11 protein-coding genes are annotated in these 24,101 nt (G+C 42.7%); 8 read left to right on the top strand and 3 right to left on the bottom strand.

The window, feature by feature from the left end; all coding sequences use genetic code 11:
* Window positions 1-3 precede the first annotated feature (3 nt).
* Window positions 4-1,572, top strand: a complete 1,569-nt coding sequence (locus ACRHOZ_RS10290; RefSeq protein WP_431125310.1) for a RagB/SusD family nutrient uptake outer membrane protein — start codon at window positions 4-6, stop codon at window positions 1,570-1,572.
* 336 nt (window positions 1,573-1,908) lie between these two features.
* Here the strand turns inward: ACRHOZ_RS10290 and ACRHOZ_RS10285 are convergent, their stop codons facing one another.
* Entirely contained in the window at window positions 1,909-3,561 is a 1,653-nt protein-coding gene (locus tag ACRHOZ_RS10285; protein ID WP_431125308.1) for a solute:sodium symporter family transporter, read from the bottom strand.
* 184 nt (window positions 3,562-3,745) lie between these two features.
* Between ACRHOZ_RS10285 and ACRHOZ_RS10280 the strand changes: the two genes are divergently transcribed.
* Genes ACRHOZ_RS10280 through ACRHOZ_RS10255 form a run of 6 tightly spaced genes read left to right on the top strand, consistent with a single transcriptional unit; the run spans window position 3,746 to window position 16,748 of the window.
* Window positions 3,746-7,039: a VCBS repeat-containing protein gene (locus ACRHOZ_RS10280; protein WP_431125306.1), complete on the top strand. Its 3,294-nt coding sequence runs from the start codon at window positions 3,746-3,748 to the stop codon at window positions 7,037-7,039.
* Between the two features lie 11 nt (window positions 7,040-7,050).
* The gene (locus tag ACRHOZ_RS10275) at window positions 7,051-10,392 is read left to right on the top strand and encodes an FG-GAP-like repeat-containing protein (RefSeq protein WP_431125669.1); all 3,342 of its coding nucleotides are present in this window, start codon (window positions 7,051-7,053) and stop codon (window positions 10,390-10,392) included.
* Window positions 10,385-13,627, top strand: a complete 3,243-nt coding sequence (locus tag ACRHOZ_RS10270) for a VCBS repeat-containing protein (protein WP_431125304.1) — start codon at window positions 10,385-10,387, stop codon at window positions 13,625-13,627. The genes ACRHOZ_RS10275 and ACRHOZ_RS10270 overlap by 8 nt, the downstream gene beginning before the upstream one ends.
* Before the next feature lie 10 nt (window positions 13,628-13,637).
* Complete coding sequence (locus ACRHOZ_RS10265) at window positions 13,638-14,963, top strand: vanadium-dependent haloperoxidase (RefSeq protein WP_431125302.1); 1,326 nt, start codon at window positions 13,638-13,640, stop codon at window positions 14,961-14,963.
* Window positions 14,964-14,992: 29 nt separating this feature from the next.
* Window positions 14,993-15,895 (top strand): GyrI-like domain-containing protein, encoded by a 903-nt coding sequence (locus tag ACRHOZ_RS10260; RefSeq protein WP_431125300.1) that lies wholly within the window; start codon window positions 14,993-14,995, stop codon window positions 15,893-15,895.
* Window positions 15,888-16,748, top strand: a complete 861-nt coding sequence (locus ACRHOZ_RS10255; protein ID WP_431125298.1) for a hypothetical protein — start codon at window positions 15,888-15,890, stop codon at window positions 16,746-16,748. The genes ACRHOZ_RS10260 and ACRHOZ_RS10255 overlap by 8 nt, the downstream gene beginning before the upstream one ends.
* Here ACRHOZ_RS10255 and ACRHOZ_RS10250 read toward each other — a convergent pair.
* Window positions 16,745-20,449: a metallophosphoesterase gene (locus ACRHOZ_RS10250; protein ID WP_431125297.1), complete on the bottom strand. Its 3,705-nt coding sequence runs from the start codon at window positions 20,447-20,449 to the stop codon at window positions 16,745-16,747. The genes ACRHOZ_RS10255 and ACRHOZ_RS10250 overlap by 4 nt on opposite strands.
* A 53-nt stretch (window positions 20,450-20,502) precedes the next feature.
* On the opposite strand from ACRHOZ_RS10250, the gene ACRHOZ_RS10245 reads away from it, so the two are divergent.
* Window positions 20,503-21,693 carry a Pycsar system effector family protein gene (locus ACRHOZ_RS10245; protein WP_431125295.1) on the top strand — a complete coding sequence of 397 codons (1,191 nt, stop codon included), beginning with the start codon at window positions 20,503-20,505 and terminating at the stop codon, window positions 21,691-21,693.
* Window positions 21,694-21,704: 11 nt separating this feature from the next.
* On the opposite strand, the gene ACRHOZ_RS10240 is transcribed toward ACRHOZ_RS10245, so the two are convergent.
* Window positions 21,705-24,086, bottom strand: a complete 2,382-nt coding sequence (locus ACRHOZ_RS10240; protein WP_431125293.1) for a GAF domain-containing protein — start codon at window positions 24,084-24,086, stop codon at window positions 21,705-21,707.
* Window positions 24,087-24,101: the final 15 nt, after the last annotated feature.

Here is a 24,101-nt window from a genome sequence, read left to right as displayed (position 1 = left end):
ATAATGATGAAAAGAAATCAATTAAAATTATGGCTAATATCCACATTCTGTGTGGTGTTTGCGATTTCGTGTACCGATCTCGAAATTGAAGAAACCGACTCTATCATTGATGAGTCTACGGCCACCGGAGGCATCTTTAATGGTGTTGAAGACCCAGCTGCATCCGTTGACAACCTTTTCAATGGTATGAACAGATTGGGAGATCAAGCTAACTTCTATGCATTGCAGGAAGTTGCTACGGATGAGCAATTGGTTCCTACCAGGGGTACGGACTGGGGTGATAATGGTATTTGGAGAACCCTCCATGCCCATACTTGGTCACCAGGTCACCAGTATATCCTTAACGTATGGAACAACTGGAACCAGACTATTTTCCTTGCTTCAGAGGTAATAGATTCAAGAAGTAGTTCTTCTGCTGAACAAGTTGCACAAGCGAGCTTTGTGAGAGCTTTTGGGATGTGGGTTATCATGGATATGTACGGACAAGTTCCTTTCAGACAACCGGATGAAGGTCCTGAGGTAGATCCCGTTATCCTATCAAGAACTGAAGCTTACGACTTTATTTTGAACGATTTGGATGTTGCTATTGCAGGTCTTCCAAGTGTGGCAGCCAATGATGTTGCCAATCAAAGTAGAGGAACCAAGGCAGCTGCCCGTTTCCTAAAAGCTAGAGTACTATTGAACTCTGGTGTATACAGTGGCTCTGGAGCTCCAGATGCCTCTGCTCTTAACGAAGTTGTTTCCCTTGTTGATGCCATTGCAGGCGAAGGTTACGCCCTGCAAGATGGTTATTTCGATATTTTCAAGGAAGATGCCGATTCCGAAACTATTTTCTGGTTGCCAACCTCTGTAGGTAACAGAATCTGGAACGGGGCTCACTACAACACTGTTGCCCCTGATAACACAGGTGGTGGCTGGAACGGATTTAGCACCTTGGCTGAATTCTACGATATGTTTGAAGGTAATCCAACTACCAACAATGTTGGAGATGGCCAAGAAGAGCGTAGAGGTTGGGTACCAGATGCATCCAATGCTGATGAAACCAATTTAGGATTCGCTTACGGATTCTTTATCGGACAAGCTTATGATGCCGAAGGAAACGCACTTAGCGACCGTCCTGGTAATCCACTAGTGTTTACCAAGGAATTGCCTGGATTGGTAGGTAACAATGAGCGTACCGGTGTACGTATCATCAAGTACCATCCAGTTAACGGTTCTTTTACCAACCACGAAATCATCTTCAGATATGCTGATGCCCATTTGATGAAAGCGGAAGCAATCATGAGAGGTGCTGGTGGTGGTGATGCCACTGCGTTGGTTAACGAGCTTCGTGCCTTAAGGGGAGCTACTCCACTAGGTTCAGTTACCGAGGCCGATATGTTGGCAGAAAGAGGTAGGGAGCTTTATGTTGAGGCTATCCGTAGAACCGATATGATTCGTTTTGGACAGTTTACCAGAGATTGGGAGTTCAAAAATCCCGAGTCCGTTGGTGACGTGAACAAAAACTTATTCCCAATACCAACCAATGCCTTGCTTTCCAATCCAAATTTGGTGCAGAATCCAGGGTATTAACAATCCAAGTTTAAGTTTATCTTATAGTTTAAAGGCTGCCTGCGGGCAGCCTTTTTCTATTTCTCCTTTTCGCTGGTAAAGCTCCAGCATCCTCATTAATATTAATTGGATTAATTTTTCAACGGTTAACCCCATTAGGGTTACAAGTTGTATCTAGTATTTAAGTATGAAAAAAGCGCGTTGAAGAGGAGTGGTGTTGGAGTCTAAAACGATTCCACGATTATCCCTAGCGAGATTAATCAGGTGATTCAACTGGATTTAATACAAAGTTCAGCTTGCTCGTTCAATAAATAGAAGACCTTCACCAAAAACAATCGGCAAAAGGCCTGTTAGAATCTATTTGGCAAAGTAGATATAGATGCCCACCACGATTACACAAATGGCCAATCCAACTTGCTTCACATGTCTGTAAGGTGTAATCTCCACTTGCTTTGTATATTCTTGGACAAAGGCTTCTTTCCTTGGATAGAATTTACCAATCAACAACATGATCCCCGCATTCAACAAGAAAAGTATCGCCATTACGTGCAAATAATGGGGATACGCATCGGCTTCAACCAATCGTAGGGCAGCTTCATCCGTAATCCCAGAAGCTTTTGCAGCTTCCAATGCGTTTTCCACCAATTTGGGCCCAACAATGAACTGACTGATGATATAAAGACCAGACCCCAAGAATATGGCAATTTTGGCCGCAATGGCCGGAACTCTTTTGGTCAAGTAACCCACCACAATGATGGTCAAAATAGGAATGTTGTAGATTCCATTGATTTCCTGTAAATAATTAAATAAACTTCCGGCATTGGCAATCAAGGGTGCTATAAACATGGCAGCCAAGGCCAAACAAACCCCAAAGACTTTCCCGTACTTCACCACGGTGGACTCAGAAGCCTCCTTATTGATATGCTGCTTATAGATATCAATCCCAAATAAAGTGACCGAACTGTTCAAAACACTATTAAAGGAGCTCAAAATGGCACCAAAGAGCACCGCAGCAAAAAAGCCAACCAAATACTTGGGAAGTACCGCTCCTACCAAGGCAGGGTAAGCTATATCGCTGGACTCCAAGTTTCCATCAAAATAGTGGAAGGCAATCATCCCTGGAAGAACCAGGATAAGTGGACCTAAAATTTTCAAAAACGAGGCAAGCAGTAACCCTTTTTGTCCCTCGGCCAAATTCTTTGCTCCCAAAGCCCGTTGTATAATTTGCTGGTTGGTACCCCAATAGAATAGCTGCACCAACATCATTCCCGTAAAAATTGTAGAAAATGGGACTTCCTGCCCGTGCTCTCCGGTAGAATCAAAGCGTTCCGGGTTTGCGGTCATAAGCTCATCCAAACCTTGAAAAACACTTCCGTCCCCAATGGCCATCAATCCGAAAATGGGAATCAAAATCCCCCCAATCATCAATCCAATAGCATTAATACTATCCGAGACCGCTACAGCTTTTAGCCCTCCAAAAACCGCATAAATGGAACCAATGACCCCAATCCCCCATATACAAATGATCAAGGCTGTGGTATCCGAAACATTCAACATTTCCGGAACATTGAACATTCCGCTGATCGCCACAGATCCTGAATACAGTATTACCGGTAGCAAAACCACCACATAGCCTGTCAAAAACAATCCCGAGGTGATGGTCTTTGTGGCCACATCAAATCGATCCGCCAAAAACTGGGGAACCGTGGTAAGTCCACCTTTTAGATATCTGGGCAACAAAAAAATGGCCGCAACAACCATGGCAATCGCTGCCAATGTTTCCCATGCCATAACGGACAATCCATCTTTATAGGCACTACCGTTCAATCCAACAATCTGCTCCGTGGAAAGATTGGTCAACAATAGCGATCCAGCAATAACGCCTGCTGTTAAACTTCGTCCTCCTAAAAAATAGCCATCGGATGAGGTTTCATCAGTTGAGCGTGTTGCCAAATAAGCAATGATTCCAACGAGTAACGTAAAGCCTAAAAAAGATAAAATTCCTACCATTATAATATCTTGGTTTGTTAGTAATCCTTAAATATATTGGATTATTTGTCAATACAATAGCCCTCTAATTAAGATTCTTATCAACCGCAAACGTTTTCGCCTTAATTCCACAAAATATTAACTATTGTTACTTCTCTAATTGTCATTGGATTGGTTATCTTACCCGACCTATTATAATTGATGGATGAAGGGGATTTACGGCCTTTTTGTTGGTTCTTTTTTATTGATTCTTAGTTGTGCGGAAAACAAGTCGGAAACCCTGTTTCTAAAAAGGGATTCCGAACATACAGGGGTTACCTTTAAGAATAGCTTAAAGGAATCTCCCAACCTTAATATCCTAAACTATCTCTACTACTACAATGGTGCGGGCATAGCCGCCGCAGACTTTAACGGAGACAGTCTTGTTGACCTGTACTTTACGGCAAATCAATCCGAAGACCAACTATACCTCAACAAAGGAGGGTTGCACTTTGAAAAAATCAATCACATCTCAGGAATCGATAATGCCACGGGTTGGACAACTGGCGTTACCAGTGTGGACATAAACCGCGACGGTCTTTTGGATATATATGTGTGCAAAGTGGGCAACTATCATATTCTGGAAGGGCGTAATCTACTCTACGTCAATCAAGGTAATGATGCAAACGGAGTACCTGTTTTTAATGAAGAGGCACAAAAATACAATCTTGACTTTTCGGGCTTTTCTACCCACTCCGCTTTTTTTGACTACGATTTGGATGGGGATTTGGACATGTACCTACTAAATCATTCCGTGTATCCTAATAGAGCCTATGGACGAGGATCTCAACGCAAGCTTGTGGATTCCCTTTCTGGAGATAGGTTGTATGAAAATACGGGAGAGCGTTTTGTTGATGTAAGTGCCCAAGCAGGAATCTTTCAAGGCAAAAGTGGTTATGGATTGGGCCTGTCCATCAGCGATGTGAACAACGATGGTTATCCTGACATTTATGTTGGAAACGATTTTTTCGAGAACGACTACCTCTATATCAACCAACAAAATGGCACCTTCAAAGAATTGATCTCATCTGACAATGAAAAATTGGGCCATACCACTCATTTTTCCATGGGGAATGACATAGCGGATATCAACAATGATGGGCTCGCGGATATTTTGTCATTGGACATGCTCCCGGAAAACTTGAAAACCTACAAGACTTCTGGGCTGGAATACAGCTATCCTATTTACCAACAGTATCTAAAAAATGGTTACGCACCCCAATACATGCAGAACACCCTGCATCTTAACTTGGGAAACTCAAATTTTGCAGAAATTGGGAATTTAAGTGGTCTGTCGGCTACAGAATGGTCTTGGGGAGCTCTTTTGGCCGATTTTGACAATGACGGCCTTAAAGATGTTTTTGTTTCCAATGGCATAAAAGGAGCAACCAACGATATGGATTTCATCAATTTCATGTCCAACGAAAGTATCCAAAGACGTATTGAACAAGGAATGCTACAGTCCGATATGCCCTTGATTGAGGAAATCCCTGTGAAGAAAATCCCCAACTATATTTTTCAAAATCGTGGGGAAGCCCAGTTTGGGAACATGACCAAAAATTGGATTGGGGAGGAGCCCTCCTTCAGCAATGGAAGTATTTATGCGGATTTGGATAATGATGGGGATTTGGATTTAGTTGTCAATAATGTGGATGAAGAAGCCTTCATTCTTGAAAACACCAGTACGCCAGGCAACCATTTGACTTTGGAATTGGATGCAGGACCAAAAAACAAGTTCGGTTTGGGAACCAAAATCATAGCCTTTTCTAAATCCCAGACCGTAACCCAGGAAAATTTCATCTCCAAAGGATATTTGTCTTCAGTTCCCCCTCGCGTGCATCTAGGTTTGGGTAAAGATTCCGTGATAGATTCCCTTCATGTCGTTTGGCCGGGTGGGGCTTATAAAACCCTTTACAATGTGTCCGTTCCCAACCGAATCACAGTGACCAAAAACGATTCGGTTCCCAATTATTATAACACCATATCCCCATTTGGGCAACCTTTATTCAAATCATTGGATTCCCTCGTTGACTTTGTCCATAGGGAGACCACTTCGTTGGATTTTGACAAGGAACCCCTAGTTCCTTTCGCAAACTCTAATGAAGGCCCTGAGCTAGCCGTTACTGATGTCAACCTGGACGGATTGCAAGATTTTTTCATCAGCGGTGCCAAAAAACAGGCCTCTGCGTTATACATTCAAGATGAAAGTGGAAGTTTCAAGTCGCACCAACCAGAACTTTTTACAGCGCACGCCAATAATGAAGATACCTCCCACACCTTTCTAAATGCCAATGATGATGCCTATCCTGACCTGCTTGTGGTCAGTGGAGGCAATGAATATAAAAGTGGAGTGCCGCTTCAGCCTAGACTGTACCTTAACGCTGAGGGAAGATTTCATTTGGATCACGTGCTTTTGCCTTTGATAGAAACCAATGCGTCCAAAGTAATCGCCGAGGATTTTGATGGGGACGGCATGGAAGAAGTTGTTATCGTTTCTGACCAAGTGCCGTCTGCATACGGAAAAACTCCCAAGCAGTTTTTTCTAAAACGTGACGAAACAGGAAATTTCAAGGAAATTACCTCCGAAATCATTCCAGAACTGGAACATTTAGGGAACATCAAGGACATATTTGCCGCCGATGTGGATGCTAACGGATATTTAGATCTGGTGGCGGTAGGTCACTGGATGCCCGTTTCCATTTTCTTGAACAATGGAAGTACATTCGCATTGCAAAAAAATAACGGCTTGGAAAACACCCACGGCTGGTGGAATGTGGTCAAAGTGGGGGATCTGGACAATGATGGGGATTTGGATTTGGTCTGTGGCAACTGGGGACTTAACAGCAAGCTTAAGGCCAGTAGAGACATGCCCATTATCTTGTACACCAATGATTTTGACAAGAATGGCAGCATCGAACCCATTGTGACTTATTATCATCAGGGCACCGAAACTCCATTTGCATCCAAAGATGAATTGGTGAAGCAAATGCCTTTTTTGAACAAGGAATATTTACTGTACGAATCCTTTGCCAATGCTTCCATCGAGGATTTGTTCGGGAAAGATAGACTAGATGAAGCTGGAAATAAACAAGTATATGAACTGGCCAGTTGTTATTTTATAAATGACGGAAATGGACAGTTTACCAAAAAGGAATTTCCAAGTTTGGCACAATCCTCCGCCATTTACGATATTGGGCTGGAAGATGTGACCGGCAATGGACGCAAAGAGTTGATCATCTTGGGCAATAACTATGAAATAAGTACCCAATTGGGAAGATTGGATGCCTTTCATGGACTAATTTTGCAGCAAGGTCAAGATGGAAATTTTGAATACGTAAAAGAAAGTGGCCTTAATGTTTCAGGAGCTGCTAGAACGATGAAAAAAATCACCATGGGTAAGGACTCGGTTTTTATTATCGGAAGAAATAACGACACACCCATATTTTTGGCTAAAAAATAATTATGATGAAGATGAAAGCGCATGTATTTAAAGTGGCTTGCATAGCTATATTGACAATTTCATGTACCTCCAAGGAAGAAACAGCATCTAAGGAAACAGAACCCCTGTTTACCTTGCTTCCTTCGGCTGAAACTGGATTGAATTTTGTGAACAAGGTTGAGAACCAAAAGAACTTCAACATATTCAAATACAGGAATTTTTATAACGGTGGTGGTGTTGCCATTGGCGATATCAACAATGACGGTTTACCGGATGTTTACCTTACTGGCAATATGGTTCCCAACCGTTTATACCTGAACAAGGGCAATCTAAAATTCGAGGATATTTCCGAGACTGCTGGTATTATGGGTAATAAACCCTGGTCAACGGGAGTGGTCATGGTTGATATCAATCAGGATGGCCTCCTGGATATCTATGTGAGCAATGCCGGAAATCTTGAGGGCAACAACCACGATAATGATCTGTATATCAATAACGGGGATTTGACCTTCACGGAAAAAGCGCATGAATACAATTTGGCCAAAACCGGATTTACCACCCATGCTTCATTCTTTGATTATGATAAGGACGGAGATCTTGATGCTTACATTCTCAATAACAGCAACATCCCAGTTAGTAGTTTGGGCTATGCGGAACAAAGAGAGACACGAGCACAAGATTGGGAAGGTGTACCCCATATTTTCAGAGGTGTTGGCGACATGCTCCTGCGTAACGACAATGGAAAATATGTGGATGTAAGCGAAGAAGCGGGTATCTATGGTAGCTTGATTGGATTTGGTCTGGGTGTACTGGTCACGGATTTCAACAACGACCTTTATCCAGATATTTACGTCTCCAACGATTTTTACGAACGGGATTATCTCTATATCAACCAAAAAGATGGAACCTTTACCGAAGAAATAAAAGACTGGACTTCCCATTTGAGCCTGTCCGCCATGGGGATTGACATTGCCGATATCAATAACGATGGGCACAATGACATCTTTATAACGGATATGCTCCCCGAGCCTGAAGAAAGGGTTAAATCTGTAATGGAATTTGAGGGCTACAACATTTTTGAGTTAAAACAGAGCAAGGACTTTTTTCAGCAGTACATTCAAAATACCCTACAACTCAACAACGGGGATGGCACCTTTTCTGAGGTAGCCTATTATAGTGGGGTTGATGCCACGGATTGGAGCTGGGCAGGGCTTATGTTTGACATGGACAATGACGGTCTCAAGGATATTTTTGTTACCAATGGTATAAACCATGACCTGACGGATTTGGATTTTGTGGACTTCTTTGCCAATGAGATCATCCAAAAAATGGCCTTGACAGGAAGAAAGGAATCCATTGATTCCATCATCAACAAAATGCCAATCAAGCCTCAACCCAACTATGCCTATAAAAACAATGGGGATATCACCTTTAAAAATGCCAACAAGGAATGGGGTTTTGAACTACCCACAAGATCCAACGGGGCGGCTTATGGCGATTTAGACAACGACGGGGATTTGGATATGGTCATCAACAATGTGAATACAGAGGCATTTATCTACCGTAATAACACAGGATCACAACTGAATCACAACTATATCCAGCTGAAGTTCAAGGGGCCCTCCAGCAATCCCTTTGGAGTTGGTACCCTGGCTAAATTCTATTTTGATGGAAACATCATCAACCAAGAGCTTATTCCATCCAGAGGTTTTCAATCTTCGATGGATTATACCATGACCCTGGGTCTTGGAAAATCGGAGAAGCTGGATTCCATCAGAATTGTATGGCCGGATGAGCAAACACAGCTTTTGGAAAACGTTGCACCCAATCAAGTGGTTTCCTTGGATCATGCCAAGGCCACAACCCAATATGTCATTCCAAAAATAGACATCAAACCTACCTTTATTAGTGAATTGGAGACCAGCAACTTGATGGCCCACCAAGAAGATCATTACAATGATTTTGATTATGAGGGATTAATCTACAAGAAGCTGTCCCAAGAAGGTCCGTCGCTGGCAGTAGGGGATGTAAATGGTGATGGCAATGAGGATTTCTTTATTGGCGGTGCCCATAACCAAGCTGGGGTTGTCTACCTACACCAAGGTCAGGGCAAGGCGGTTCCTAAAAATTCCCCGGTCTTTGAAAAAGACAAAATATATGAAGATGTAGCCGCTGCTTTCTTTGATGCCGATGGTGATGGCGACTTGGATCTAATGGTAGGCTCAGGAGGTAACAGGGTAGGTGTTGAGAGAAACTACAAACCCAGGCTTTACATCAACGATGGTACTGGGAATTTTTCAAAATCTGAACATGATCTTCCCTCCACTTTTAAAAACATTGCCACCATTGCCTCATCTGATTTTGATGGAGACGGGGATAATGATGTCTTTATTGGTTCCCGAAGTGTGGTTGGGGTCTACGGAATCTCTCCAGACCACCTATTCCTTGAAAACAAGGGCGATGGAGTATTTGAGGACAGCACGGAACGTTTTGCATACGATTTGAAAGACGCAGGTATGATCACCGATGCCAAGTGGGTCGATATAAATGGGGATAACAAAAAGGACTTGGTGGTTACCACGGAATGGGATTCGCCTAAAGTCTATAAGAACACGGGTAGGAGGCTTACCCAGATGAGCTCTTCCTTGGATAGTCTATATGGTTGGTGGAACACGGTGGAAGCCGCAGATTTGGACAAGGACGGGGATTTAGACCTCATTTTGGGCAATCAAGGTCTTAATGTTCATTACAAACCCCTATCCGAAGACCAACCGATGAAAATCTGGATCAACGATTTTGACAACAATGGTACTATTGAGCAAATCGTTACCCAAAATTACAATGGTGGCGATTACCCAATTCATCAAAAAAGGGAGTTGACCGAGCAATTGGTTTCCTTGAAAAAGGAAAATCTTAAAGCTTCGGATTATGCTTCCAGAACCATCACTGAGCTGTTTCCGAAGGAAATTCTGGACAAGTCCATTGTAAAACAGGTTACGACATCAGCCTCAGTTATTGCCATTAATGACGGAGATGGCAAGTTCACCATCCAACAACTTCCGCCAAGGGCCCAACTATCCTGCATTTGCGATATTACCTGTACGGATGTTAACAACGATGGACATTTGGATTTGGTCATGGCGGGTAACAATTTTGAGTTTAAGCCCCAGTTTTCAAGGTTGGATGCCAGTTATGGAAACCTGTTACTTGGCGACGGGAAATTAGGGTATGAATGGCTCAACTACGACGAAAGTGGCTTCAAAATCAAAGAAGAGGTCAAATACCTCAAACCACTAAAAGATGCCCAAGGCAGAAGATACTTGGTTGCCGCAATCAATAACGAGAAACCCAAGATATTCGCTATCAATGAATAGAATTCTATTACCATTTTTTGGGGCTTTGTTGTTGGCTGGCTGTGGAAATGAAGGAAGCCTTTTCAAAAATCCTGACCCCAAAGATTTGGGGATTACCTTTTCCAATACCATTGAAGAGTCGGAAAACCTCAGTATTCTGGATTACCTTTACTTCTATAACGGGGGTGGGGTTTCCGTTGGGGATATCAACAACGATGACCTCCCTGATGTATTCTTTTCTGGAAACCAAGTCAAGAATAAACTCTATTTGAACAAGGGAAACCTGGAGTTTGAGGATATCTCCGAAAGTGCGGGGGTTGAAGGAAACAGCAGTTGGAACACGGGCACGGTAATGGGCGATGTGAATGGCGATGGTCTTCTGGATATATACGTATGTGCCGTGGTGGGCATCAATGGTTTTGATGGATACAACGAGCTTTTTATCAACAACGGGGACAATACCTTTACCGAAAGTGCCGAAAAATATGGGCTTGACTTTGATACCTATAGCTCCAATGCCGCTTTTTTGGATTACGACCTGGACGGCGATTTAGATCTATATCTGCTGAATCATGCCGTGCATACCCAAAACTCATATGGGAAACATGAGCTTCGGTATGATCGCAATTATCAAACTGGGGACAAGCTACTGAGAAATGACGACGGTTTATTTGTGGATGTTAGTGAAGAAGCTGGGATTTTTGGTGGCGTCAATGGATATGGTCTGGGTTTGGCCATTTCTGATTTTAATCTGGATGGCTACCCAGATATCTATGTGGGCAACGATTTTCATGAGGACGATTACTATTATTTGAACAATGGGGACGGCACCTTTACCGAAAGTCTAAAGCAGTTTTTTGGTCATACCAGCCGATTTTCCATGGGTAATGATGTGGCCGATATCAACGGTGATGGGCGACCAGACCTGATTTCTTTGGATATGCTGCCCGAAGATGAAGTGGCGCTTAAATCATCCGAGGGTGATGACAACATCCAAACCCAGAAGTTGCGAATAGAACGGTATGGTTACCATTATCAGTTTACACGAAACATGCTCTATATAAACCAGCCCGATGGCAATTATGCCGAGACCGCCCTACTTAGTGGGGTAGCGGCAACAGACTGGAGCTGGAGTGCGCTCTTCGGAGATTATAATATGGACGGATTTCAAGATCTCTTTGTTTCCAATGGAATTCCAAAGAGACCCAACGACCTGGATTTTATCAAGTTTGTTTCCAGCGAACAGATCCAACAAAAAATGGACAATACCAAGCTCGTGGATCAAGAAGCCCTGCAACTCATGCCATCTGGAAACGTAAATAATTACATTTTTAAAGGTAACCCAGACATTACTTTTGAGAATATGGCTGGGGATTGGATCACCAAGGACACACTCATGTCAGGGGCTACCGCTATGGGTGACTTGGACGGGGATGGCGATTTAGATCTTATTTCCAACAACATCAATGGCCCAATTTCCATCTACATCAACAAACAGAATGGCGGCGCTAATTTTTTGAAGATAAAGCTGGACTACAAGGAAAAAAACACCAAGGGATTCGGAACCAAGGTGTACTCCTACCACAATGGAAAACTTCAGTACAAGGAGCTGTTTCCTTCCCGAGGGTTCCAGGCTTCTTCCGAGCCCATTGTCCACTTCGGATACGGCAAGGCCCAACAAGTGGATTCCTTAAAAATAATTTGGCCGGATAGGACATACCAGATCATTGAGAAACCGAGCATCAACCAAACCTTGACAATCAGCCAAAAAAATAACAGACCTTTTGAATACGGTAAGATTAAGACCAAGGCAAAACCACTTTTTACAAAAGTACCGGGCAATTTGGGCTTGGATTTTACACACGTTGAAGACAATTACACCGATTTCAATCGTGAAAAATTGATTCCCTACCAAATCTCCGATCGGGGACCTGCTGTTGCCGTGGGCGATCTGGACAATGATGGCAATCAAGATATATTCTTTGGGGGTTCCAAATTTGCGCCAGCCCAGATTTTTGTTCAAAAGGACACCGCTTTTAGTAAAAAAAGCTTCGTAAGCATAGAAGCAGATTCCTTAATTGAAACCGTTTCTGCCCACATTGGTGATTTTAATAATGATCAAAAAAACGATTTGTTTTTGACCGCGGGGGGTGGAGACTTTTTTGGTAAATCAAACGCCTTATTGGATGCGTTTTATATCCAGACCGATACCGCTTTTGCCCGTCAACAACTTCCAGAGATTTTTCAGAATTCCTCTGTGGTGGCGTCCCACGATTTTGACCAAGATGGAGATTTGGATGTCTTTGTTGGGGGACACACCATTACCTCCAAATTTGGCGCAGAGCCCCCCTCCTATATTTTGGAAAACAAGGGTAGTGGTTTTGATTTTTATCCTGGATTTGATGGTGAGGCTTACAAGGGAATGGTAACCGACGCTCTTTGGGAAGATTTTGACAAGGATGGCGCTGTAGACCTTATCGTGATTGGGGAATGGATGTCCCCAAAATTCCTGAAGAACGAAAATGGCACATTCAAGGAAGTCGGAAACCTTGAGCTGAATGGGCTTTGGCAAAGCATCGCCGCTTTTGATATTGATGCTGACGGAGATATGGATTATATGTTGGGCAATTGGGGTTCCAACACCAAGTTTAAAGCGTCCAAAGAATATCCTATGAAGCTCTTTGTCCACGATTTTGATGCGAACGGACAAACCGAAACCGTGACGGCCTTGGAAAAAAATGGCATATATTACCCCTTGGAGACCTTGGATGGATTGGCTTCCCAAATGGTATCTCTGAAAAAACGATTTACCAGCTATAAATCCTTTGCGGGCACAACAATGGACGGGTTATTCCCCAAAGAGCTTTTGGATAAGGCCCAGGTCCTGGAAGTAAATACTTTGGCCTCTGGCTATCTTAAAAATGATAACGGGATATTTAAATTCATTCCTTTTGATGTAGAGCTTCAACTGGGCCCTATAATGGACTTTGCAGTGGACGATTTTGACGGTGATGGCACCAATGAAGTGTTGGCCGGTGGAAACTATTTTGGGGTAAAACCCTATCACGGCCGCTTGGATTCATTTCCAGGGGCTTTGATAAGTAACGAGGAGGAAGTAATTTTGGGGAATGAACTGGGATTGGATTTTAGTAAAAAATCCATTCGACACTTAAAAACACTAAACTTAAACAACACAAAATATCTGTTGGCGGTCTTCAATGATGATAGAGCGCAAGTATATAGACTTAATAATTAACTTTGATACCATGAAAGGAAGATTTGGAGCACTACTATCCCTCACCTTGGTAATTTTCTCTTGTGCCAAAAAAGAGGAAGCCATTACCATATCACCAGAGGACTATCACAATTCCGTGGATAAGGTAACCGAAGTCATGATCCATGATATTTTCTCCCCCCCGGTGGCAAGTAGGATTTTTGCCTATCCCAATATTGCGGCCTATGAAATTTTGGCCCAAAAATATGAGGATTACAAGTCCCTATCAGGCCAAGTTCGTGATTTTACAGACATTCCAAAACCGCAGGATGCTTCTAACATCAACTATGAACTTTCAGCATTGATAGCCCATATGGACATGAGCAAAAGGTTGATTTTCTCGGAGGAAAAAATTGAGACCTACCAAGACAGCTTGTACGCCCTTTGGACCGATAAAAACGAGCGCGTTTTCAATGCGTCCAAAACCTACGGCTTACAAGTAGCCGATCATATTCAAGCGTGGATGGACAAAGACAACTATAAACAGACCAGGACCATGCCCAAGTTCACGGTTAATTCGGATGATCCTTCGCGTTGGCAACCTACTCCACCCGCATATATGAGTGGAATTGAGCCCCATTGGAACAAAATCCGTCCGTTTGTAATCGATTCTGCAGGACAGTTTAAGCCTGCACCCCCTCCCCCTTTTTCCATGGAGGAAGGTTCTGATTTTTACAAAGAAGTAAAGGAGGTATATGACATCAGCCAAGAGATTACGGCCAAAGGTGATGATTCTGAGGAAGTGGCCATTGCCCAATTTTGGGATTGCAATCCCTATGTATCCGTTACAAGAGGGCATTTGATGTTTGCCACAAAGAAAATTACCCCTGGTGCGCATTGGATCGGGATCACCAAAATAGCAACTCGCAAGACAAATTCGGACTTCGCCAAAACAGTATATGCCTATACGCAAACATCCATTGCCATTGCAGATGCGTTCATTAGCTGTTGGGACGAAAAATACCGAAGTAATCTCATCCGCCCCGAAACACTGATCAATGAACATATTGATGACAGTTGGGAGCCTGTTCTGCAAACCCCGCCGTTTCCAGAATACACCAGTGGGCATAGCGTGGTCTCAGGAGCTGCTGCGGTAGCCTTGACCGACATTTTTGGGGACAACTTTGCCTTTGATGACGATACCGAAGTTCCATATGGGTTACCTGTCCGTTCATTCAATTCATTCCGTGAGGCAGCCAACGAAGCTGCTATAAGCAGAATGTATGGTGGAATCCACTACAGAGCTGCTGTGGATGTTGGTGTAAAACAGGGTAGGGACCTGGGCAAGTTCGTAGTTGACAATCTTAATATGAACTAACTCTTGTTCCCGTACAAGAGGATGTGGATATGAAGAAATTTCTTTGGTTCTTTTCGGCAGTCATTGTATTGGCTTTGGTATGGTATCTCTTTCTTAAGCCTTCGGACTATACCATACGTTTTGAAGTAAAAACTTTTCCAGGAGCTATCAACCAAACCATAAAATTCTGGGACAAAACCTTGGATGCCGTAACCCCTGCAGCGCAGGACGGAAGTTTTTATGAACTGCGTCAAAAATTGCGATTTAATGACTCCATTCATACCTATGCTTGGGAAATAGTTCCCATAAACGATTCACTCTCCAAGGTCATTGTAAATGTCAGGGATGAGCAACATAGCTTGGCCAATAAATTGCAAGTTCCTTTTTCGGATACTGACTTTGAAAAACGGTCTAGAAAAACGGTTCTCGACCTTATGGAAAACATTGAGGACCACATCAATAAGTTTAAGGTGATCATTGTTGGGGAAGACGAGATTCCTGAAAAATATTTTGCCTATGTGCCCGTAGCGGGAACCCAAATTCAAAAGGCACGCGGAATGATGCAAAATTTGTCATTTGTAAGTCAAGTTATCTTGGAAAACCAAGCACAGCTCAACGGCCCGCCCATGATTCAGGTAACCGACTGGGACATGGAAACGGATAGCCTTAAATACAATTTTGGACATCCAATCATTCGCTCTGAAAAACTTCCCATGGATACCGAAATACAGTACAAGCGTATTTTCAAAAAAAGAGCCCTAAAAGCCGTCTATCACGGAAATTACATTACCTCGGATAGGGCTTGGTATGCATTGCTGGACTATGCCAAGAAGAACAACATTGAGGTTGAACCCAATCCCGTGGAAGTATTCTTTAACAATCCCAATATGGGTGGTGACGAGCTGGAATGGAAAGCAGAGATTTACATGCCCATCAAAGAAAGTAATGAATAAGGTTCCGTTTATATTACTTCTTGCCTTTCTGCACTCCTGCGCGCAAAAGCCTTGGTATGGCGATCTTACCTATCTGGGCAAGCTTCCATCAAAACTGAACGAAATCTCCGGTATAACCACAAATGATGGGGAGACCATTTGGGCCATTGAGGACAATGGCAACAAAAACCAGATTTACGCGGTAAACTTAGAGGCCAATTTGATCAAACAGTTCAAAATTGATAATGCCAAAAACCACGATTGGGAAGATTTGGCCAAAGATCCCGAAGGGAACATCTATATCGGGGATTTTGGAAACAACAACAACGAGAGAGAAAATCTTCGGATTTTAAAAGTTCCCAATCCAGATGATGCCACAGAGGGAAAAATCAAAGTGGAAAAAATCAAGTTCCACTATCCGGAACAAAAGAAATTTCCGCCCAAAAAATCCATGTTGCATTTCGATTGTGAGGCCTTTTTTTACCATAACAACTTCCTGTACCTCATTACTAAAGATCGCTCGAGACCCTATTTGGGAAAGGCCTATATCTATAAGGTGCCCGCAGAAAAAGGCGACCATGCAGCAGCATTGGTTGGAGAATTTATATCCTGTACAGATCCTCTATTCTGCTCTATTACGGGAGCGGACATATCACCTGATGGTAAAAAAGTGGCTCTATTGGGTTCCGGTTTTATCTGGCTGTTTACAGAATTCGATTCAGACGATTTTACCCAAGGGAAATTGCAAACCATAGATGTGTTGCACAGAACCCAACAAGAATCCATTTGCTTCAAGGACAACAACACGATCCTAATTGCGGATGAGCAGTCCAAGACCAAGGGAAGAAACCTATACTCCTATTCCCTGGACTAGAATCCGAATCCAAGCCCGAAGGCAAAGCGCATTCCGTCGGAGCTTCCAAAAACACCCAAATTAGCCGACAAAATACCCGCGCCATTCACAAAAAATCCACCTCCGTAGGAATTGTGCCATTTATCGGAATCGTCACCAGGGAACCACACCCGACCGTAGTCAAACCCGCCAAATATACCGGGAGTAACCGGAAGCACCCCAGCTTTTCGTTTTCTAAAGCTCAATCTTAAATCCGTATTCTGGTAAAAGGCAGATTTTCCCGTAAATCGCTGGAACCTAAAACCGCGTAGTCCATCATTGGCTCCAATACTGGCTCCTTGATAAAACTCAAATTCATCTCCAAAATTAATATGCCCCTTAACTTTTGTTGCCAAGACCAATCTGCCGTTGGAACACAATTTATGATCCATGGATAAACTGGGAATCAAGTAGGTGAATGACCTTCCTGATTCCGTGAGGTTGGTTCTGAATCCGCCTTGGAGCGAAATACTCATTCCCAAGGTTGGAAACGCTTCGCTATCCGTATTGGAATAGCTATACCCAGCATCCACCCCAAAAAAGCTTTGCTCGTTTTCCTCTCCATTGGCCACATAAAAATCGTTGATGAACCTGTCCTCGGTCTCTTCCACCTCATAGTCTTCGTAGGAAACCCCCAAGCTCACCTTTGACCCCAATCTACCACGCCATACCAAAGATGGCGCCAGTTTGATGGTACTCAGTTTCACCCGATTGAAGTCCAATCCCAATGGGTGGTCGTCATCCAGATTTTCCGTTTCGTTCCCAAAACCAAAAAAGTTAATGGAAAAATTGGGGCTAGTGAATCGGGCATCCAATTCCAAGTTTACCCCTTCCAGCACATTGGCAAACTCGCCTTTATAACCAAAATCAAAGCCATTGGTGGCAAAATAAAAAGCTCCATTAAAAACATGTTGCTGCGTAAATGGGTTTTGCCTAAAACCATTGTGGATGTAGGTATTCGTGAATCCGATTCTAAAGCCATCATCGGGGTTAAACCCAATGGTAGGTAAAAACTGATTGTTACTGGCCTTAATCTTTAAGAAATCGTAAGTATTTGTATCATAATCATTGATCCTATGAATATTGCCTCCAAAAGTTTCATCATAGGTGTTGTTTTTAGTCTTGAAGTCGTAGGTGTGAACTTTTTTGGAACCTTCAGCTACTTTGTAGACATCGTTGTTTTGTCCCCCCACAAGTCTAAGTTTAATCTCCGAGGTGGCCGTGTTGATGTCAAAAACATCGTCATCATCCAAGGCGTAGACCCAAACTTCTTTGGTATACTTTGGACTATACGTTTTTTGAAAAAACAAATCCTTTCGCTCCCCATTCTTTATGCGATAGGCCCTTACCTCCAAGTTCCCATTATTATCCGACGTAATTTGGAAATAATCATCCTTATCCGTTCCGGTAACCACACTGTACTTATTGATTACTCCAAAGTACTCTCTAGCCGTATCTTCCAAACTGGCTTTTCTGGATAGCAGTTTTTTCTTGATTAGGTTCACGGTTTCATCCTGTACTTCCTGTGGAAAATGGGACAAAGATTCATCGATTACGGCTTCCGTCACCCGCTGTTGGATGTATTTGGCCTGTTCCACCCATTGTTCCATGGTGGTTTCGGAAAGAAGGGCCATATCCAGTGCAAACGTCCTTGGAGAGGAAGTGAACCCTTTTACACTACGGATTTCTTCCCCAAAACCTTCAAAAATACGTAAGCCGGGAACCGTTTTGGAACCAAATCCCATAACAAATCCATCCCCCCAAATGGAATAGGCCTGATCCCTATCCCTAGGTATGGGTCTGTAGATTTTTTTGCCATCTTCACCATCAAACTCTGCCCAACGCCATTGATCCACATGTCTGTCCCAATCCCCAATAAGCATATCAAACAACCTAGCGCGAACATAGGTTTCTGAGTCCAAGCTATACTTTTCATCCTTTCGTAGTTTCTGGATAAAGTCATAGGTGCTTTCTATCGTCTTTGTTTTACCAAAACTTTCTATATCATGTCCTTCGGAAACGTGCTCCTCAATCATGACCAACTCGTTACCAAACTCTCTGTTGAAGTCACCCAAAGCATTCTGTTTGGGCACATAAAACAATTTGGGGTTGGTATGGTATAATCCCACCGCATCGGAAAGAGGGCCCAGTGTAAACGGCGCATAAGGATGCGCTCCTGTATATAGGTCCAGCAATAATCTTTCGGGGTAGGAATCCTCGAACTTGCCAATGATATAGGTCTCTTGGAAGGCAATGGCCTGTAAATACCGTTCGGCGCTTTTTCTAAGGTCTCGCATCACAAACTGCCTACCGTCCTTATGTTTGAGCCGTAGGGAATTGGATTGGTTACCACCTCCTTTTCGCACCACAGTCAAACCACCATAGAGGGTATCCAGCAAAACGGTTGGTGCCTCAACCGGAGTTGCATAGTACTTTCGGTAACGCTCTCCCCATAACCATTTATGAAATCCGCTTTTGTCCACTTCCTCATCGGTGTATACGGTGGCTTTTTTAACTGCTGGAAAATTGTCCGAATAATTGGGTTTATGCCCGGTGCGGTTGGGTGGAAGCACCTCGGTTTGATACAGGACTCCCTCTGCTGGTTCGGCACTATGAAAATCCACATGGGAAGATCCATCTGTAAACACTTTTAAGACGGCATATCCCATTTTACCCGTTGAAAACTCACTTCCGTTAACCAATTTGGTTGCCCCAGTTTTTGCCCCTGAACCACTTACAATCTGGGGGATTCCTTCTTCCACAATATATTGGAGTGTATGTTCATGCCCAGATACAAAAATGACCTTATCGGAGAACTGCGAGAGCGTAACTATTCTGTTTTTTAGCCTATTGTATAATTTATTGGATTGATCTTCAACACTTGCTCCAGAGGTCTTTCGAAGTAAATTGATGGCAGTTCCCAAAATGGGAAGAGGGATGTCCCCACTGGGGGATATGTGCTGTTTGAAGGAAAAATGCCCACCATGTGATCCATAAGTGAACATGGGATGGTGCAGGGCGATGATGGTGGTTTTATCCACATTTTTTTTAATCAGACTTTCCAGTTCTTCAAAAAATCGGGTGCGACTCTTGATTTCACAATCATCATTTATCGTTGGGTGTTTGTCCCAATCCACAAGAAACCACTCTGAATCAATGGCAATTACCAAGATATCATCGCTTACTTCAATTTTTTCTATAGGACAGCCGTTGTCAGGGAGAAAAACCTTCTTACTGTCCAAGGCTTTCTGAATGTACTTTTCCTCGCGTTCCAAACCTTTTAATCCCTTGCTGTACCAATCGTGATTACCAGGAATAAAGACGGTTCTGCCTTTGAACCCTTCAACCACCTTTATTTGTGCATCCAAATGGTTTTTGGCCAAAGCATGGCCCTCAGGATCATCATCCTTATCCGGAAAACCCGAAGGATAAATATTATCCCCCAGAAAAATGACCGTACTGTTTTTATCCGCTTGGTCCAACTGTTTTTTTATTGACTTTAAGGCCGGGTTAAGGTCACCACGTGGCGATTTTCCAGCATCACCAATCAAATAAAAGCTATGTTCTACTTCCTTGGTTGTACCTTTGGTATCTTGAACAAATGGAGAAGCGTATTTTGCTTCGTAGGTAGCACAACTCGATGCCAAAATCAGCAAGAGGATAAAAAAGTATTGTTGTTTCATATCACTGAGGTTGATGCCAAAATTTTGTATTTTGGGTTGTTCAAATAATTGTTATGTCGGAAATAGTAGAAAAAGCTGAATCCTTTGTCACCGAAATTCTGGAGAATCAACTGGACCCAAAATTTCTATACCACAACTTGCGACATACGCAGCGTGTAGTTAAAAGTACTAAAGAATTACTCAATTTCTACAATCTTGGTCCAGCAGAGGAGGAAAAGCTATTATTGACAGCTTGGTTTCACGATACAGGCTATACGCGCGGTTCCAAAGACCATGAGGAGGCCAGTTGCAAGATTGCTACGGATTTTTTAAAGCAGGAAAATTACAATCCAGAGGACATTGCACAGATTTGTGCCGCCATTTTGGCCACCAAAAGGTTCCATGAACCTTCCAATCTCACAGAGGAGATCATCAGGGATGCAGATGCCTCCCATTTTGCCAAGAAAAGTTATTGGGAAACCACGGATTTCCTGAAGGAGGAACTCAAGGAATTGGACATCGCCAATTATTCCAATAAGGAATGGCGCGATATCAACATCAAAATGTTCCGCAATGAGCACCAGTTTTATACGGATTATGCCAAGGAAAATTGGGAAGAAGGCAAGGAAAAAAACCTAAAACTACTGGTCAAGGAGAAAAAAACGGAGAAGGAAATCGCTAAAAAAGAAGCTTTAAAAGCCAAATACAAAAGTGAAAGCCCCGATCGTGGAATCCAGACGTTGTTCCGTGTCACCCTTAAAAATCACCTTACTTTAAGTGATATTGCGGATACCAAGGCAAATATCCTGCTATCCGTCAATGCGATTATCATCTCAGTAGCGCTGTCCAATCTTATTCCAAAATTGGACAATCCTACCAATACATACCTGATATTCCCTACGGCCATATTTATTACCTTCAGTGTGGTCTCCATGATATTGGCGGTTTTGGCCACACGCCCCAATGTAACCAGCGGACAGTTCACCAAAAAGGATGTTGAAGACAAAAAAGTGAACCTCTTGTTTTTTGGCAACTTCCACAAAATGAGCCTTGGGGATTACGAATGGGCCATTCAAGAACTGGTCAAAGACAAGGATTATATATATTCTTCATTGACCAAGGACCTCTATTTCCTTGGACTGGTTTTAAATAGAAAGTACAAGATATTAAGACTAACCTATACCATTTTTATAGTGGGTATTGTAGTCTCTGTTATTGCATTTGGCTTGTCCTTTAATTTCTTAGGCGGAACAGAAAGGTTGTAATCCCATAAAGTCTAGGATTTCAATTCTTCCATAAGATCCTCGTAGGTATAGGTCCTTTCAGATTTCTTATCCTTATCCCCAGAGTATAGAATTTCTGCTCGAATAGCTTTAAGCCCTGTTACACCTTGTAGGCCTTCCAACTCCACAATTTCAATGTTATTGGTAAAATAGCCCTTGGCCTTAAGGAATTTAATGTAGCGCATATATTCCTTTTCGTCCTTACGCTGACTGTAAACAATGGCCAATTTGCCCTTCTGGGTCAAGCGCTCATTTGTTCCCTTGATATAGGATTTGTCAATACGTTTTTTAATGATTTCATAGCGGGCATTGTACGTCCCGTCCACATCAAAACGCTTTTCGTCCATTCTAAAGCGAATGGCCAATGAAGTACTGTACACCAAAATCAAAGAAGCAACATCCAATTTCACTGGCAAAGTGGGTTTTAGGGCATAGTACTTGTCCTCCATATCGCACATCACTTGCAGCTGCCATAAACGAAGGTTGCTCAGATAGAGTTCATTAAACTTTCTATCATTGGCGATAGAGCTTCCAATGTACATATTGTGTTCCACGCCATCCGTTTTGTAGCGCTCAAAATAGTGAGGGAACATTTCTTGGGCCTCTACCTGCTTTTTATCCAGTAAAGCAGCCAATTGCATATTGGCCTCCATCACGCTTTGATCGTAATTGCGACGGTGATCGTAATAGGATTCCGTTTCTTCGTCAATATTGTCCTCATACTTTTGGATGTAGGGTGCCACATCCGTATCCGTATCCTTCAAATGCTTAAAAACCGGATTGACCTCCTCTTTGACGAAGTCAAAAATGGCCTGTTCCGTATGGGTATACAGTGCTTCTTTTACTTCTTCCAAATAGGTGTTTACTCGGAACATCAACTCTTCGTAAATAGGAAGTTTGTGAATCTTAAAGGCCACCTCCAATACTTCATTGATTTCAGACAACTGAATCATCAAGTCCTTTTGGATGGAGAAGTTTCGCTCTTTGGACGACTCTTTAATATCTACCTGACCATATAGGGGATATACATCCTTGAAGACGATTTCCTTAAAAACCGCTTGATTACCAACCAATTCATCCGCCATAAAACGTTTGGCCTCCTCTTGGAATTTCCAATACACAGAAGAATGTACCGTGGTACACTCGTGCTGGATAATGGCATCCACAAGATTTTCCTCCTCTTCTATGGAGCGAACTACTGCAGACACGATAAAGGGCATTACATCTTCCAACTTATTGGCGTTGACACTGTTTAACTCGTTAACCGTATTGGATACCAATTCCAGAACCCCCAAGAGAACACCATCGTCAATGATGGGCGCCAAGATGGCACTTTTTATACCCTGTTCGTGCAAGTTTTTATAAGGTTGTCCTCCTTCGGACAAGTTGTAGTATTTCTCTACGTTGGATATGGCGTAATATCCTGTTTCCTTACCAATCAGGGTATTCTTGGAGTGATCACAAAGCAAATTGTCGCAAGATTCCATGTCCTTGCCCTTAAGGATATAGCTTTCTATTCCCTTCCCATAAATTTTGAGGAAACGGTTGGCCTTGGAATCATATCCCGTAAAGCCAACATTGATGTGCTTCAGGTTGAACAATGACCTAAAGGTATCCTGAAAACTTTCCATAAAGTCTTCATTGCCTCTCTTGTTATTTCCGATCAGCGTGGATTTAATTCCAGAGATGGAATGTTCCGCGGTAACGTCGAACATATTGGAAATTACGAACCCCTTGGAAATGAAACTTCCTGGTGGAATTTTATCCTTCCAAAGCTCCAGATTGTCAAAGTTGGCCCATAGTTCATCCACATCTTCTTGCGTCAAATCCTTGGCCTTTTCCGTGGGAATGATTTCCATAAAATCCGCATTGTACAGGATTCTATAGTGGCGCATTACGCCATTGGCATCAGGGATATCATAGAAAAGTGGACGTCTAAAGTCCATTTTATATCCATAATGAAAGCCTAGTACCACCGTACATTTCATGATATAGCTTACATCCATGGGCAGATTTCGGATTTCAAGTTCAAATCCCTTACCTGCTTCCTTCAATATTTTTTTGAATCTTTCGGACGAATTGAAAATATTGTTTTCAAAAGGTGTTGTAGCGGTTTTTATCTCATTTTGGGTGAGTACCGATGAAAACGTATCTTGAAGTATGATGCTAATGATATCCTTGTGCTTATCCAACAAGGAGAGGTCGGTGAATCCATCACGAAGTTCAGGAAAAGGAGCCTGTGCATCAAGGATATATTTGGCCCTTTCCGCCAAGTGCTTATCCTTGCTTTTTAGCTGCTCGTCATAATGACCCAAAAGCTTGTTAAAGCTTACCAGATGGTGCATTGGGCTTTCTTCATTGTATTTCTGCTTCATACGCCTAATTAGTCG

This window comes from Flagellimonas flava (genome assembly GCF_050617915.1).
GTDB lineage: Bacteria > Bacteroidota > Bacteroidia > Flavobacteriales > Flavobacteriaceae > Flagellimonas > Flagellimonas flava_A.
This window is presented reverse-complemented; position numbering and strand designations above follow the sequence as displayed.